The following is an 11,698-nucleotide window of genomic DNA, read 5'->3' as shown; positions in this document are numbered from 1 at the left end:
CATGCACGGAGTTTGTGCGTGAGAGAGTGGTATTGCCCTGATTCAGGCGAAAAAAAACACCGCGAAGCGGTGTTTTTCCGGAGTGCACACGCTCAGAGCGGCACTTTCTTCAGCATCTCGAGGCCGACCTTGCCGTCGGCGATTTCGCGCAGAGCGGTCACGCCCGGCTTGTTCTTGCTCTCGATCTTGGGGGCGTGGCCCTGGCTCAGCATGCGCGCGCGGTACGTGGCTGCCAGCACCAGCTGAAAGCGGTTGGGGATCTTTTCCAGACAATCTTCGACGGTGATGCGTGCCATGGGCGGGCTCCGGGTGAGGGCAAAAAATCAGAGGATGTTGAGCGCTTTGAAGGTATCGCCGCGGGCGAGACGCTGGGCGGAAAACTTGAGCCGCTGGGCATGGACGATGGCCTTGAGGTCAAACAAGGCCCGCTCGAACAACTCGTTGATTATAACGAAGTCGAATTCCTGGGCATGGGCCATCTCGGTGGCGGCATTCTGCAGCCGCAGTTCGATCACCTCGGCTGTGTCTTCCGCGCGCCGCTCCAGGCGCGAGCGAAGCTCTTCCCAACTGGGCGGCAGGATGAAGATCAGCACGGCGTTGGGGAATATGCGCTTGACCTGGATGGCGCCCTGGAAGTCGATCTCCAGCACCACGTCGGCCCCCTGGGCCATGCGCTGCTCGATGGCCATCTTGGAGGTGCCGTAGCGGTTGGCATGCACCAGTGCCCATTCCAGGAACGCGCCCTGGATGACCATCTGGTCGAAGCTCTCATTGCTCACAAAGTAGTATTCGCGCCCGTGCAGCTCCTGGCCGCGGGGCGCGCGGGTGGTGTGCGAGACCGAGGGCACGACGCGCGAGTCGAGTTCCATCAGTGCCTTGACCAGGCTGGATTTGCCGGCCCCGCTGGGGGCGGCCACGACGAACAGATTTCCGGGATATTCCATATTTATTCGATGTTCTGGACCTGTTCGCGCATCTGTTCGATGAGCACCTTCATGTCCACCGAGATGCGTGTGAGTTCGAGGCTGGAGGATTTCGAACCCATGGTGTTGGCTTCGCGGTGCAGTTCCTGGATCAGGAAGTCGAGCCGTTTGCCGATTTCCGAACCTTTCTTCAACAGCCGCTCGATCTCCGTCAGGTGCGAATCCAGCCGGGTCAGCTCCTCGGCCACGTCAATGCGGATCGCAAACGCCGTGGCCTCGGTCAGGGCGCGGTCGTTGGCCATCTCCGAGGTGACGGCATTGCCCAGTGCGCCGGTACCGCCCGCGCCCAGGGCTTCGTTCCAGCGGTCGATGAAGCGCTGCCGCTGTTGTGCGACCAATTGCGGAATGAGGGGTTGTGCGTCCTTGGCCAGCTTGCGCAGCTGGCTCAGGCGGTCCTGCAGCATCGCGGCCAGGCGTTTGCCTTCGCGTTCGCGTGCCTCGGTCAGGCCTTCGAGGGCCGTGTGAGCCAGGGCCACCAGGGTGTTGTTGAGTTCGCCGGGATTGCCCTGCTGACGTGCCGTGAGCTGCAGCACCTCGGCCACGGACAGCGGTGCAGCGGCTGGCAACCAGGCCCGCACGGTGTCCTGCAGGCCGACCAGTTTTTGCAGGTCGAGCGCGCCAGGCTGGCGTGGCACGGTCTCCGAACGTCCTTCAATCCAGGCCCGTACCTCGACCTTGCCGCGTTTGAGGCGGGCGCCCAGCAACTCGCGCAGGGCCGGTTCGGTGCCGCGCAGATCGTCGGGAAGCTTGAAGGTCAGGTCGAGAAAACGGCTGTTGACGGACCTGATCTCCATGCCCACACCGGTCTGGAGGTCGCGGCCAGACTCGCTGCTGGCCGGCGCAGTGGACCCGCTGGAGTGGGCCGTTGCGTAACCGGTCATGCTGTAAACTGCCATTGAACTTTGCCCCATCTGGGTGAATGGTCCAAAACGAGGCGTTCCGGAATCCACCCGAATTATGTCAAAGGTCAAACCCGCACCGCTGCCGCCGGACACTGTGATCGGCGGATACCGCATTGTTCGCAAGCTGGCGGCAGGGGGCTTCGGGGTCGTCTACCTTGCCGTGGACACCGAGGGCCAGCAGGTCGCGGTGAAGGAATACCTGCCGTCCTCGCTTGCCTCGCGCGGCCCGGGTGAACTGCTGCCGCAGGTGCAGCCGGAAAAACTCTCGCTGTATCGCCTGGGGCTCAAGAGCTTCTTCGAAGAGGGGCGGGCGCTGGCCCAGATCTCCCACCAGTCGGTGGTGAGCGTGCTCAACTTCTTCCGCGAGAACGAGACCGTCTACATGGTCATGAACTTTCTGGAGGGTGCGTCCCTGCAGGAATTCATCATCACGGCGCGCGAACTCAAGAAGCAGAAGGTGTTCCGCGAATCCACCATCCGCTCGTTGTACGACGAGGTCCTGCGCGGCCTGCGCATCGTGCACCAGCACAAGATGCTGCACCTGGACATCAAGCCGGCCAACATCTTCGTGACCGACGACAACCGCTCGGTGCTGATCGACTTCGGCGCCGCGCGCGAGGTGCTGAGCAAGGAAGGCAACTTCATCCGTCCGATGTACACGCCCGGTTTTGCCGCGCCCGAGATGTACCGGCGCGACTCGTCGATGGGCCCCTGGACCGACATCTACGCCATCGGTGCCTGCATCTACGCCAGCATGCAGGGTTACCCGCCCAACGACGCGCCGCAGCGGCTGGAGAAAGACCGCCTCTCGCTGGCCCTGTCGCGCCTGCGCGGCGTGTACTCCGACAACCTGATCGAGGTGGTCGAGTGGTGCATGTCGCTCGATCCGCTGTCGCGCCCGCAATCGGTGTTCGCGCTCCAGAAGGAGCTCAGCCGCGAGACCGAACGCAGCTACACGAAGCTCACCGTGGCCGAGAAGATGCGGCTGCAGTTTGACAACATCGTGTCCGACAACAAGAAGTCCTTGCGCAAGTCGACCAACGCGGCGACGAAGTTTCGATGAAGTTCTCGGTCTACCAGATCAGCCGCCAAGGGGGCCGGGAGCGCAACGAAGACCGCATGGGCTATGCCTACACGCGGGTGTCGGGGCTGTTCGTGCTGGCCGATGGCATGGGTGGCCACCCGGAGGGCGCCATGGCGGCGCAGCTCGCGCTGCAGACCTTCTCCGCGTATTTCCAGAAGGCCGCGAACCCCACCGTGCGCGAGGTGCCGGAATTCCTCTCCAGCGCCCTGATGGCGGCGCACCACCAGATCATCCGGTATGCCGCGGAGAAGGGCATGCTGGACACGCCGAGAACCACGCTGGTGGCGGCGGTGATGGAGCGCAACCACCTGCACTGGGTGCATTGCGGCGATTCGCGCCTGTACGTGGTGCGCAACGGCCAGCTGCTCACGCGCACGCGTGACCACTCCTACATGGAGCAGCAACAGCACCTGGGCCGCGCCACCGACCACATCAACCGCAACATCCTGTTCACCTGTCTGGGCTCACCCGCCAAGCCGGTGTTTGACCTCTCCGGCCCGGTGCACCTGCTGCAGGGCGACCGCATCCTGCTCTGCTCGGACGGCCTCTGGGGCACGGTGAGCGATGAAGAGATCACGGCCGAGCTGTCCCGGCGTCCGCTGGAGCAGGCCGTGCCCGAACTGGTGGAGATGGCGCTCAAGCGCGGCGGGCCGCGCTGCGACAACGTCACCGTGCTGGCGATGGAGTGGGAGACCGTGGAGGAATTCAAGTCCACGCGCGCGACCACCGACGATAGCGACGATGTCGACGACGGCGTGTTCGCGTCCACCATCCAGTCGGGTGTGGCCGACCCGTCCATCGAAGACCTGGACGACGCGGCGATCGAAAAATCCATCGCCGAAATCAATGCCGCGATCCGCCGCACGGCCGAACGCAATTCCTGAACTCCCGAGGTTTCCCATGAGCGATTTGTCCCGACCCGGCCAACGGGCCGCCGATGCGTTGCGCCCTGTGCGCATCACCCGTCACTACACCATACACGCCGAGGGCTCGGTGCTGATCGAGTTCGGCGACACCAAGGTGCTCTGCACCGCCTCGGTGGAAGAAAAAGTGCCACCGCACAAACGCGGCAGCGGCGAAGGCTGGGTGACGGCCGAGTACGGCATGCTGCCGCGCGCCACCCACACGCGCAGCGACCGCGAAGCCGCCAAGGGCAAACAGAGCGGACGCACGCAGGAGATCCAGCGCCTCATCGGGCGCTCGCTGCGCGCGGTGTTCGACCTCAAGGCGCTGGGCGAACGCACCATCTCGCTCGACTGCGACGTGATCCAGGCCGACGGTGGCACGCGCACCGCCAGCATCACCGGTGCCTTCGTGGCGGCGCACGACGCCGTCAGCACGCTGATTGCCAGCGGCAAGATCACGGCATCGCCGATCAAGGACCACGTGGCCGCGATCTCGGTCGGCATCCTGGCTGGTCGCTCGCTGCTCGATCTGGAGTACGTGGAAGACTCGGCCTGCGACACCGACATGAACGTGGTGATGACCGGCGCCGGGCACTTCGTGGAAGTGCAAGGCACGGCCGAAGGCGTGGCCTTCACGCGCAGCGAAATGAACGACCTGCTGGCACTGGCCGAGAAGGGCATTGGCGAACTGGTGGGCCTGCAACGCCAGGCACTGGGCCTCGCATGAAGCTGGTACTGGCCTCCAACAACGCCGGCAAGCTGGCCGAGCTGCAGGCCCTGTTTGCCCCGCTGGGCGTGGAGCTGGTGCGCCAGGCCGACCTGGGCATTCCCGAGGCGCCCGAGCCGCACCGCACTTTCATCGAAAACGCGCTGGCGAAAGCCCGCCACGCCGCGCACGAAAGTGGCCTGCCCGCACTGGCCGACGACGCCGGCCTGTGCGTGGAAGCCTTCGGCGGCCTGCCTGGCGTGGACACGGCCTACTACGCCACGCAGTTCGGTTACGCCAAGGGCGATGGCAACAACGTGCGCGCGCTGCTGGAGCAGATGGCCGGCGTGAACGACCGGCGTGCTGCCCTGATCAGCACCCTCGTGGCCTTGCGCAGCGCCGACGACCCCGAGCCGCTGGTGGCCAGCGGCCGGGCACCTGGCCTCATCACGCGCGAGCCGGTGGGTGACAACGGCTTCGGCTTCGACCCGGTGATGTACCTGCCCACCTTCGGCAAGACCTTCGCGCAGTTGCCCACCGAGGTGAAGAACGCCAACAGCCACCGCGGCCGCGCGGCGCAACAGATGCTTGAACTGATGCGGGAACGCTGGTTCGCTCCCGCTCCGAACGGCACACCATGACCGACCCCATCGGCGTGCCGATGTCCTGGCCGGGCGGTGGCCCGAGGGCCACGGCAGCGCCCGCTTCAGCCGAAACGCCGTGGAACGACGTGCGCCACTGGATGCGCCCGGGCACGCTGCAGCTGCAAAGCCTGCCGCCGCTCTCGCTCTACATTCACCTGCCCTGGTGTCTGAAGAAGTGCCCTTATTGCGATTTCAACTCGCACGAATGGAGCGCCACCGCCGTTGCCGGTGAAGCCCTGCCCGAAGAGGCCTACCTCGACGCCCTGCGCGCCGATCTCGCGGCCTCCTTGCCGCTGATCTGGGGCCGCACGGTGCACAGCGTGTTCATCGGCGGCGGCACGCCCAGCCTGTTTTCACCGGCAGCGATCGACCGCTTGCTGGGTGACGTGCGCGCCATGCTGCGGCTGGAGGCCGATGCGGAGATCACGCTCGAGGCCAACCCCGGTACTTTCGAGAAAGACCGCTTCCGCGCCTTTCGCGAGGCCGGTGTGACGCGCCTGTCCATCGGCGTGCAGAGCTTCAACGATACGCACCTGAAGGCGCTGGGCCGGGTGCACGACCGTGCGCAGGCCATGGCGGCGGTGGAAGAGGCCGCGATGGCCTTCGACACTTTCAACCTCGACATCATGTACGCGCTGCCGGGCCAGACGCTGGCCGACTGCGAGGCCGACCTGCGCACCGCGTTGTCCTTCGCGCCGCCGCACATCTCCATCTACCACCTCACGCTGGAGCCCAACACCTACTTCGCCAAGTACCCGCCGGCCTTGCCGCCAGAGGACGAGGCCTGGGACATGCTGGACCGCATCACCGAGCTGACCGGCGAAGCCGGGCTGCAGCGCTACGAGGTGTCGGCCTACGCGCGTGAAGGCCACCAGTGCTGGCACAACCTGAACTACTGGCAGTTCGGTGATTACCTCGGCATCGGTGCCGGCGCGCACAGCAAGCTGAGTTTTGCGCACCGCGTGGCGCGCCCGGTGCGGGTGCGCGAGCCGCGCCTGTACATGGAGCGCGCGGCCAGCGGCAACGCGGTGGTGAGCGCGGAAGAGGTTTCGCGCAAGGCATTGCCGTTCGAGTTCATGCTCAACGCCCTGCGGCTCAAGGAGGGGTTCACCCTGCTGCAGTTCATGGAGCGCACCGGCCTGCCGCTCTCCAGCATTGCCGCCGGGCTGGCGCAGGCGGAGCAGAAGGGTTTGATCGCGCGCGATGCGGTGCGCGTGTGGCCGACCGAGCGCGGCTTTGATTTCCTCAGCGACCTGCAGGAACTGTTCCTCGCGGACTGAGCGCCAACGCGGCAGCCCGCCAGGGGCTGCAACGATCAGGCCGCCGCAGTGCTGCGCAGGCTGAAGCCCACGCGGGTTCGACCGTCGTGCGACTCGGCGGCCGGGAAACCGTCGTGCATGCGCGCGATGGCGGCCACGATGGACAAGCCGAGGCCGTGGTGCGGCTTCTCCACTTCGCAGCGCGCCGCGTCGGCTCGGAAGAAGCGGTCGAACATGCGCGGCAGGTGCTCGGCGGCGATGGACGGGCCGCTGTTCTCCACCCACAGCCGCACGCTGTCGCCCGAGCTGCCATCCGCAGCCGGCTCGCGCGCAATGTGCACCTTGAGCTGTGAGCCCGGGTCGGCGTAACGGATCGCATTGCCCAGCAGGTTGGAGAGCGCGCGTTTGACCAGGGGCTCGTCCATCGACAGGGCCGCATCGCCGTCGATCTGCACGCGCAGGCCGCGGTCTTCCATCGGCGCTTCGTGGAACTCCACCACCTGCCGCACCAGCTCGGCCAGGCTCACCGACGCACCGCGCCGGGCCTTCACGCCGCGGTCTGCCTGCGCCAGGAACAGCATGTCGTTGACGATGGCCGCCATGCGGTGCAGTTCTTCCAGGTTGGAGTGCAAGGTTTCTTCCAGCTCCTGCACGCTGCGCTCGCGGCTGAGCGTGACCTCGGTGTGGCCGATCAGGTTGGCCAGCGGCGTGCGCAGCTCGTGCGCCACGTCGGCGTTGAAACCTTCGAGCTGGGCGTAGGTGCGCTCCACGCGTTGCATCAGGCCGTTGAACTGGTCGATCAGCGGCTGCAGTTCTTCCGCAGGTTCCTGGAGCGAGAGCCGCTGGCCCAGGTGGCGGGCGTCGATGGCCTTGGTCTGGGCCGCCAGGTCCAGCAAGGGGCGGAAGCTGCAGCGCACGCGCCAATAGGTGCCCCATCCCACCAGCGCGGCCCCTGCGAGCACCGCGCCCACCAGCAGGAAGGCCATGCGGCGGGCGGTCTTGGCGTCTTGAGAGCAGTCCAGAATGACCTTGCCCTTGAGCTCACCGGCCTCCTGGGTGGACAGGGAAAAATCCATGCCGCGCGTGGCGGCCGCGGTGATGTTGAAGGTGGGCTCGGCGTCGCGGTAGAACACGCTGCCGTCGGCCCGTTGCACTTCCACGAAGGTGCCCGGACGGCGCTCGGCCAGCCAGGCCAGGCGGGCCTTCACCTCGGCTTCACCGCCCAGCGTGTCGGCCTCCTGCACCACGTCCACCAGCACGTGGGTGTAGCTGCGCAATTCTTCCTCGTGCTTGGCGGCGAAGAGCATGCTGGTGGCGCCGTAAATGAAGGCCAGCAGCACGCCCAGACCCACCACGGTCTGCACCGCCAGCAGCCAGGACAGGCGACGGCTGATGGAGTAGGGGCACGATTTCTCCGTGGCCGCCGTGGTTGTTCCGTTGACGGGCTGGCTGCTGTTCACGGTGCGGGTGTTCATGTGCGTTCCTCCAGCACATAGCCCATGCCGCGCACGTTGTGCAGCAGCTTGGGCTTGAAGGGGTCGTCCATCTTGGAGCGCAGGCGGCGCACCGCAACTTCCACCACGTTGGTGTCGGAGTCGAAGTTCATGTCCCACACCTGCTCGGCGATGGTAGTGCGCGAGAGAATCTGCCCCTTGCGCCGCGCCAGCAGGGCCAGCAGCGAAAACTCCTTGGCGGTGAGGTCCAGCCGTTGACCGGCGCGCCAGGCCTTGCGGCTGATCAGGTCCATCTCCAGGTCGCACAGGGTCATGCGCGTGTTGCTGGCCTCGGCCACCGCGGCCGGGCCACGCCGCAGCAGCGCGGCCACGCGCGCCAGCAGCTCGGAGAAGGCGAAGGGTTTGACGAGGTAATCGTCCGCGCCGGCTTCCAGGCCTTGCACGCGGTCTTCCACGCGGTCGCGTGCGGTCAGCATCAGCACCGGCGTGTTGCGTTTCTCGCGCAGCGCGGCGAGCACGCCGAAGCCGTCGATGCCGGGCAACATGATGTCGAGCACCACCAACTGGTAGTCGCCCTCCAGCGCGAGGTAACGGCCCTCGATGCCGTCGCGCGCCACGTCCACGGTGTAGCCGGCCTCGGAGAGACCCCGCTTGACGTAGTCCGCCAGCTTGGATTCGTCTTCAATGACCAGCACGCGCATGTCAGCAATCCGGTGATGGGGGTGGAGGAAACAACGCCAAAAGACGTCGCAGGAACCCGAATTGTCCGGGAATTGCCGGTTTTGCTGAATTACGAATCCGTAATTCTCGCGTTCGGAAAACGACAGACCCGGTTTCTACAGTCACTCCTGTGCCGCGCAGATTGCGACGCAAACAGATTACCCAGTCGTCTTCCCCCAACGTATCAAGGACACCATCATGAAGCTCTCCACCCGCATCCTCCTGCCCCTGGTTCTGACCGCCGTTGCCGGCACCGCCATGGCCCAGAACGCCCCGCTGACCCGCGCCGAAGTGCGTGCCGAGGCCATCGCAGCGCGCGATGCCGGCCTGATGAACGACATGGACACCATGCCTCTCAAGGTTTCCGCCGGTTTCGAGAAGACCCGTACCGAAGTGCGTGCCGAGGCCATTGCCGCGCGTAACGCCGGCCTGATGGACAACATGGACACCATGCCCCTGAAGGTGCCGGCCGGCTTCGAGAAGACCCGCCCGCAAGTGCTGGCCGAACTGCAGGAAGCCCAACGCCTGGGCCTGGTGAACGTGGACAGCCACCTCTACCCGGTGATTGCAACCCCGGCACAAGCCGAACAAGTGCGCCAGGCTGGCCTGCGCGCCCTCAACAACGGCAACACGATGGCGAAACGCTGATCGACACCAGTTGTGGCAGCCGTCTGGCGGAGCGGTTCGGCGGAAAGGGTCCGGCCGGGGCGCTTCACCAGACGGCATCGCTGCCAAGCTGAACCGCCAGGGCCCGGGAGGGCCTGTGGCGGTTTTTTCGTTTCTGCAACGCGGCCCGGTGCGCTGCCCCGTCACCCCGGTTGTGCTGGCTATGCGCCGCCCTTCAGCTGAAAAACGGACACGGTTTTGACCAGCTCGTCTGCCTGCTGGCGCAGGCTGTTCGCGGCGGCGGACATTTCTTCCACCAGCGCCGCGTTCTGCTGCGTGGTCTGATCCAGCTGGACCACCGCTTCGCCAACCTGGCTCACGCCCGCACTCTGTTCGCCGCTGGCGGTGCTGATCTCGGACATCAGCCGCGACACCTTCTGGATAGAGGCGATCACGGCCTGCATGGTCTGGCCCGCCTCGTTCACGATCGCAGTGCCGTTCTCCACGCTCTCCACGCTGCTGCCAATCAGCTCCTTGATCTCGCGTGCGGCCTGTGCCGAGCGCGTGGCGAGGCTGCGCACCTCGCCCGCCACCACCGCAAAACCGCGGCCCTGCTCGCCGGCGCGGGCCGCTTCCACGGCCGCGTTGAGCGCCAGGATGTTGGTCTGGAATGCGATGCCGTCGATCACGCCGATGATGTCGGCGATCTTGCGGGAACCGGCGTCGATGTCGCGCATGGTGTCCACGACACGCTGCACCGCGGTGCCACCCTGTTCGGCAAGCGTGCTGGCCGAACGCGCCAACTGGTCGGCTTCGCGCGCGTGGGTCGAGTTCTGGCCCACGGCCGTGCCCAGCTGCTCCATGGAGGCGGCGGTTTCTTCCAGCGCGCTGGCCTGGCCTTCGGTGCGGCCCGACAAGTCCTGGTTGCCTTGCGAGATCTGCGCGCTGGCCGTGGCCACCGCCTCGGCGCCTTGCCGCACCCGGGCCACCACACCGGCCAGGTCTTGCTGCATGCGTGAGAGCTGTGCCATCAGGCTGTGGGCATCGCCCTGGCGCACGGGCACGGACTGCCCCAGGTCGCCACGCGCCACGCGGGCGCTGACGGCAACCGCCTCCGCTGGCTCACCCCCCAGCGGCCGCAACACGAGGCGCTGCAGGGCCCACAGCAGGCCCAGCGACACCAGAACGATCGACACCGCGCCGAGCACCCAGGCCGTGATGTTGAGCTGGCGGACCTCGGCCAGGATGCGGTCTTGCGGCACCGTGGCCGCGAACGCCCACGACGAACCGTCCTTGCCCACGTGCACGGGCACATAGATGCCGGTCACCGCGGTGTTCAAGCGGTCGTGTTCGTAGTGGATGCGCACCGGGTGGTTGTCGCGCAGCGTGGCGCGCACGGCATCGAGCTGCGCCGGTTTCGCCAGGGCCTGGCCCACCTGCGCCGCGTCGCGATCACCGACGTACACACCGCCATGGGACAGCAGGCTGGCATAACCCGTGTCGTAGATGCGGATCGCCTGCACCTTGTCCTGCAGGCTGGAGAGCGGCACGTCGATGCCGGCCACACCGACGAAGCGGCCATCCACCACGATGGGCACCGAGGTGGTGGTGATCAGCACGTCCTTGCCCGCCACCGTGTAGGTGTAGGGCTCGATCAGCGTCTCCTTCCCGCTTTGTTTGGGCAGCTGGTAGTAGTCGCCCGCGCCGGGCTTGTCGTAGTCCACCAGCACCTCCATCACCAGCGCACCGTCGCCCCGGTTCCAGTACGGGATGTAGCGCCCCGAGGCGTCGTGGCCCGGCTTGCCGGCGAAATCGGCATCGCGGCCGTCGAAGGCATCGGGCTCCCAGGCGGCCCAGGCGCCCTGGAACTGCGGCGAGTTCGCCAGCACACTGCGGATGAGGGCATCGGCCTGCGCACGGTCGGCGTTGCCGCTGGCCTTCAAACCGGCCAACGACTGCGACAGCGTGCGCGCGGCGGTCATCGTCGCATTGAGCTCGGCCCCGATCTGCGCGGCGTTGCGGGTGGCCAGCTCCTCGGCATACATGAGGGCCGTGCTTTCCTGCAACTGGCCGGCCTGGCGCGTGAGGGTCAACACGGTGGCGGCAAAGCCGACCAGCACCACGCCAACGACGAGCAGCAGCAGCTTGGTCCGCAGGCTCATGGAGGCCAGGGCGCTGCCTGTTGTGGGAGACAGGGAATGGGGCACAGGGTTCCTTTCGTCGATCTGCGAGGCAATTGCCAGGCGGATCAAACCACTCGAGCCGCGCAATGCCTCTGATGACGACTGTCCCACGTTGCCGGGTCAGAGAAACCCGGGAAGAGAGGGGGAAAGCGCCCGCAGTTCCTGTGCCGGTGGGTGAATCGGCGTGGTGGCATGGCCCACGCGAAGGTGCATGCCGAGACTGCTCTCGCAGTGCGGCTGACGTCCCCCCCC

The 11,698-nt window shown here is 66.4% G+C and carries 12 protein-coding genes; 6 read left to right on the top strand and 6 right to left on the bottom strand.

All coding sequences use genetic code 11. The annotated features are described in order from the left end of the window. Nucleotides 1–92: 92 nt before the first annotated feature. From rpoZ to HPA01S_RS06390, 3 genes are read right to left on the bottom strand one after another with little or no spacing between them, the layout of a single operon-like run. On the bottom strand, nucleotides 93–296 hold the full coding sequence (gene rpoZ, locus HPA01S_RS06400; RefSeq protein ID WP_066268010.1) for a DNA-directed RNA polymerase subunit omega: 204 nt from the start codon (nucleotides 294–296) through the stop codon (nucleotides 93–95). Nucleotides 297–323: 27 nt separating this feature from the next. Beyond that, entirely contained in the window at nucleotides 324–944 is a 621-nt protein-coding gene (gene gmk, locus HPA01S_RS06395) for a guanylate kinase (RefSeq protein WP_066268008.1), read from the bottom strand. 2 nt (nucleotides 945–946) lie between these two features. Continuing rightward, the gene (locus HPA01S_RS06390) at nucleotides 947–1,879 is read right to left on the bottom strand and encodes a YicC/YloC family endoribonuclease (RefSeq protein ID WP_066268006.1); all 933 of its coding nucleotides are present in this window, start codon (nucleotides 1,877–1,879) and stop codon (nucleotides 947–949) included. A gap of 61 nt (nucleotides 1,880–1,940) precedes the next feature. Here HPA01S_RS06390 and HPA01S_RS06385 point away from each other — a divergent pair, with 61 nt between their 5' ends. The 5 genes from HPA01S_RS06385 to hemW all read left to right on the top strand — a co-directional run bounded on the left by HPA01S_RS06385 (nucleotide 1,941) and on the right by hemW (nucleotide 6,504). Further along, complete coding sequence (locus HPA01S_RS06385) at nucleotides 1,941–2,948, top strand: serine/threonine protein kinase (RefSeq protein WP_066268004.1); 1,008 nt, start codon at nucleotides 1,941–1,943, stop codon at nucleotides 2,946–2,948. Beyond that, on the top strand, nucleotides 2,945–3,853 hold the full coding sequence (locus HPA01S_RS06380) for a PP2C family protein-serine/threonine phosphatase (RefSeq protein WP_066268003.1): 909 nt from the start codon (nucleotides 2,945–2,947) through the stop codon (nucleotides 3,851–3,853). The genes HPA01S_RS06385 and HPA01S_RS06380 overlap by 4 nt, the downstream gene beginning before the upstream one ends. A 67-nt stretch (nucleotides 3,854–3,920) precedes the next feature. Further along, nucleotides 3,921–4,601: a ribonuclease PH gene (gene rph, locus HPA01S_RS06375; RefSeq protein ID WP_370670982.1), complete on the top strand. Its 681-nt coding sequence runs from the start codon at nucleotides 3,921–3,923 to the stop codon at nucleotides 4,599–4,601. Next, nucleotides 4,598–5,221: an RdgB/HAM1 family non-canonical purine NTP pyrophosphatase gene (rdgB, locus tag HPA01S_RS06370; protein WP_066267999.1), complete on the top strand. Its 624-nt coding sequence runs from the start codon at nucleotides 4,598–4,600 to the stop codon at nucleotides 5,219–5,221. The genes rph and rdgB overlap by 4 nt, the downstream gene beginning before the upstream one ends. Beyond that, nucleotides 5,218–6,504: a radical SAM family heme chaperone HemW gene (hemW, locus tag HPA01S_RS06365; protein WP_157084916.1), complete on the top strand. Its 1,287-nt coding sequence runs from the start codon at nucleotides 5,218–5,220 to the stop codon at nucleotides 6,502–6,504. Before rdgB ends, hemW begins: the two co-directional genes overlap by 4 nt. A gap of 35 nt (nucleotides 6,505–6,539) precedes the next feature. On the opposite strand, the gene HPA01S_RS06360 is transcribed toward hemW, so the two are convergent. Both HPA01S_RS06360 and HPA01S_RS06355 read right to left on the bottom strand, forming a co-directional pair. Then, nucleotides 6,540–7,958, bottom strand: a complete 1,419-nt coding sequence (locus HPA01S_RS06360) for a heavy metal sensor histidine kinase (RefSeq protein ID WP_066267997.1) — start codon at nucleotides 7,956–7,958, stop codon at nucleotides 6,540–6,542. Further along, the gene (locus tag HPA01S_RS06355) at nucleotides 7,955–8,638 is read right to left on the bottom strand and encodes a heavy metal response regulator transcription factor (protein ID WP_066267996.1); all 684 of its coding nucleotides are present in this window, start codon (nucleotides 8,636–8,638) and stop codon (nucleotides 7,955–7,957) included. The genes HPA01S_RS06360 and HPA01S_RS06355 overlap by 4 nt, the downstream gene beginning before the upstream one ends. A gap of 217 nt (nucleotides 8,639–8,855) precedes the next feature. Between HPA01S_RS06355 and HPA01S_RS06350 the strand changes: the two genes are divergently transcribed. After that, a complete protein-coding gene (locus HPA01S_RS06350; RefSeq protein ID WP_066267995.1) occupies nucleotides 8,856–9,305 on the top strand; it encodes a DUF4148 domain-containing protein in 450 nt (149 codons plus the stop codon). Nucleotides 9,306–9,484: 179 nt separating this feature from the next. On the opposite strand, the gene HPA01S_RS06345 is transcribed toward HPA01S_RS06350, so the two are convergent. Next, nucleotides 9,485–11,425 carry a methyl-accepting chemotaxis protein gene (locus HPA01S_RS06345; RefSeq protein WP_066267993.1) on the bottom strand — a complete coding sequence of 647 codons (1,941 nt, stop codon included), beginning with the start codon at nucleotides 11,423–11,425 and terminating at the stop codon, nucleotides 9,485–9,487. Between the last annotated feature and the right edge of the window lie 273 nt (nucleotides 11,426–11,698).

It is taken from the genome of Hydrogenophaga palleronii NBRC 102513 (assembly GCF_001571225.1).
GTDB classification, from domain to species: Bacteria; Pseudomonadota; Gammaproteobacteria; order Burkholderiales; family Burkholderiaceae_C; genus Hydrogenophaga; species Hydrogenophaga palleronii.
The sequence above is the reverse complement of the archived record's forward strand: the minus strand, read 5'-3'. Positions and strand labels throughout refer to the sequence as shown.

Excerpts from the sequence above, each read along its gene's own strand:
- rpoZ (WP_066268010.1), bottom strand. The coding sequence starts at position 296 with ATGGCACGCATCACCGTCGAAGATTGTCTGGAAAAGATCCCCAACCGC.
- gmk (WP_066268008.1), bottom strand. The coding sequence starts at position 944 with ATGGAATATCCCGGAAATCTGTTCGTCGTGGCCGCCCCCAGCGGGGCC.
- HPA01S_RS06390 (WP_066268006.1), bottom strand. The coding sequence starts at position 1,879 with ATGGCAGTTTACAGCATGACCGGTTACGCAACGGCCCACTCCAGCGGG.
- HPA01S_RS06385 (WP_066268004.1), top strand. The coding sequence starts at position 1,941 with ATGTCAAAGGTCAAACCCGCACCGCTGCCGCCGGACACTGTGATCGGC.
- HPA01S_RS06380 (WP_066268003.1), top strand. The coding sequence starts at position 2,945 with ATGAAGTTCTCGGTCTACCAGATCAGCCGCCAAGGGGGCCGGGAGCGC.
- rdgB (WP_066267999.1), top strand. The coding sequence starts at position 4,598 with ATGAAGCTGGTACTGGCCTCCAACAACGCCGGCAAGCTGGCCGAGCTG.
- hemW (WP_157084916.1), top strand. The coding sequence starts at position 5,218 with ATGACCGACCCCATCGGCGTGCCGATGTCCTGGCCGGGCGGTGGCCCG.
- HPA01S_RS06360 (WP_066267997.1), bottom strand. The coding sequence starts at position 7,958 with ATGAACACCCGCACCGTGAACAGCAGCCAGCCCGTCAACGGAACAACC.
- HPA01S_RS06355 (WP_066267996.1), bottom strand. The coding sequence starts at position 8,638 with ATGCGCGTGCTGGTCATTGAAGACGAATCCAAGCTGGCGGACTACGTC.
- HPA01S_RS06350 (WP_066267995.1), top strand. The coding sequence starts at position 8,856 with ATGAAGCTCTCCACCCGCATCCTCCTGCCCCTGGTTCTGACCGCCGTT.
- HPA01S_RS06345 (WP_066267993.1), bottom strand. The coding sequence starts at position 11,425 with ATGAGCCTGCGGACCAAGCTGCTGCTGCTCGTCGTTGGCGTGGTGCTG.